This is a genomic window from Streptomyces sp. NPDC001732, assembly GCF_053596315.1.
This window is the reverse complement of sequence record NZ_JBSFFY010000187.1, coordinates 1-2,017: the sequence shown is the minus strand read 5'-3', so window position 1 is coordinate 2,017 and position 2,017 is coordinate 1. Positions and strand designations below refer to the sequence as shown.

2 protein-coding genes and 1 pseudogene are annotated in these 2,017 nt (G+C 68.2%); 2 read left to right on the top strand and 1 reads right to left on the bottom strand.

Annotated features, from left to right (window positions below):
* Positions 1-912 precede the first annotated feature (912 nt).
* Positions 913-1,401: a transposase gene (locus ACWCXX_RS41250; protein WP_451136441.1), complete on the top strand. Its 489-nt coding sequence runs from the start codon at positions 913-915 to the stop codon at positions 1,399-1,401.
* Positions 1,402-1,530: 129 nt separating this feature from the next.
* Positions 1,531-1,926: a VOC family protein gene (locus tag ACWCXX_RS41245; protein WP_451136439.1), complete on the top strand. Its 396-nt coding sequence runs from the start codon at positions 1,531-1,533 to the stop codon at positions 1,924-1,926.
* A 7-nt stretch (positions 1,927-1,933) separates the two neighbouring features.
* Here the strand turns inward: ACWCXX_RS41245 and ACWCXX_RS41240 are convergent.
* Positions 1,934-2,017 (bottom strand): annotated as a pseudogene (locus ACWCXX_RS41240) (transposase); the annotation flags it as partial.

Here is a 2,017-nt window from a genome sequence, read left to right as displayed (position 1 = left end):
AGACGGATCGATCTTCTTCTCCATCACCGGCTGAACCGGCCCCGGGCGGCTTCTCCTCGCCGGCCGTGCGGGCCGGCGAGGCAGGAGTTGATCAATCGATGACGCACGCAGCCATGCTGCAGCAGCCACCCTCCGCCATGACCGAAAGTGCACGTTCCGGGCCTCTCCTTGACCAAGCGCGAGGCCGCCGCGCGCCGGGCCGGAGAGTGGCCAGCCCGCGCCTGGGCAAGCCATACTCAGGCGGCACCGGGGCGAGATACGTCGATGGCCAGGAGCACTGGCGCCCCGTCCAGCGACCGCTCCCGCTCCGCCTTCGCCGCCCCACGCCCGGTGCGCGGCTCGTCCGGTTTCCCGGAAACACGGTCGCGCCGGGCCGTTCTCCGTTGCTGCAAGGGGGCATGGGAATCTGGACCGACGCCTTCCTCGCGCCCCCGGAACCGACTCTGCTGCGGCCGGAGGCGTTCGGCCGGCTCGCGGTCGAGCTGGCACGCGAGCGTGTGGTCCGGCCCCCGTGGGCCCTCCTCGCCGGGCAGCTCTGTGTCAAGGCGAGCCTCAACTGGGGCAGCGTCAGTGGGCAGGCCCGCTGGAACCGGCCCCGCGTCGGTACGGTGCTGCGGACCAAGGAGTGTCCGTGGGATACGCCGGACCCGGACGACGGTCCCCCGCCCAGGCCGACGGGCCCGGCGCAAGAAGGCCGCGCACGCCCTGGTCCACGAGTTGCTCGCGCAGGGTCACTCACGGCGGGCGATCGTCGGCACCTGGGCTGGGGCCTCAACACCGTGCTGCGATATTGCCCGCGCCGCACACCGGCAGGACACCCTCCGCGAAAACCGCCCCCCGTCCAGTCGGCTGGCCCCCTACAAGCCCCACCTGGAACGGCAGTTCGCCGCGGAATGCACGAGCGTCACCCAGTTGCACCGCGAACTGCTCGCCGAGAACGTCCCTGTCACCTACGGCATGGTCCGCGCCCGCATCGCCTCTCTGCGCGCTGCCCCGCTGGACGCGCCGCCACCAACGGTGCGGAAGGTGACCGGTCGGCTCACCCACCATCCCACGGCCCTGAGCGAGGAAGACCGCGCCGCCTTGAAGGACATCCTGGCCCGCTGTCCCGAACTGGGCACCGCCGTCGAACATGCCCGCAACTTCGGCGGAATACTCACCAGGCACCTCGGCACCACCCTCCCTGCGTGGATCAACGCCGTCGATGCCGGCCAACCACCCGGCCTCACCGGCTTCGCACTCCACCTGCTCCACGATCTCAACGCCATGAGCGCCGCACTCACCCTGCCCTGGAGCTCCGGCGGCACCGAGGGCGCTGGGAACCGCATCAAGAAGATCAAAAGGCAACTCTGCGGACGAGCCGGATTCGAACTACTCCGCAAGATGATCCTCTTTCAGTGAACCCTTGTCGGTAACGTCTCGTGACAGTTCGTGATCTTCGTTCAGGTGGTGCGGCCGTGTTCACGCCGGAGCAGGACGAGGGCGGCACGGCCCATACTCTGAGTCCCGTCCGCACTATCTGGGAGAGTCATGACAAGTAGGTTCACCGAGTTGGCTGTTGACTGCCACGACCCGGAGGGACTCGCGGCCTTCTGGTGCGAGGTCCTGGGCTTCAAGGTGATCGACCGGAGCGAGGGCAAGGTCGAGATCGGCTCCTGGGTGCCGACCGTTGAGGAGGTTCGGGCCCGCCAGATGTCGCCCACCCTGCTGTTCGTCCAGGTGCCCGAGGGCAAGACCGTGAAGAACCGGCTTCACCTCGACGTCAGCCCGATCGACGGCAGTACCCAGGACGAGGTGACTAGATTGCTCAGCCTCGGCGCCACCAAGACGGATGTGGGCCAAGGCTCAGACCGAAACTGGGTGGTCATGGCGGACCCGGAGGGCAACGAGTTCTGCGTCCTTCGCACCCTGGCACCACAGAACTAGTGCCGCATCAGGCAACGTTTGCCCTGTCGACAACGGCACGTAGGCGCCGGTCGTCGGCGTGGCAGTTTCGCCAGATGATGTAGCGGCGGAT

Excerpts from the sequence above, each read along its gene's own strand:
- ACWCXX_RS41245 (WP_451136439.1), top strand. The coding sequence starts at position 1,531 with ATGACAAGTAGGTTCACCGAGTTGGCTGTTGACTGCCACGACCCGGAG.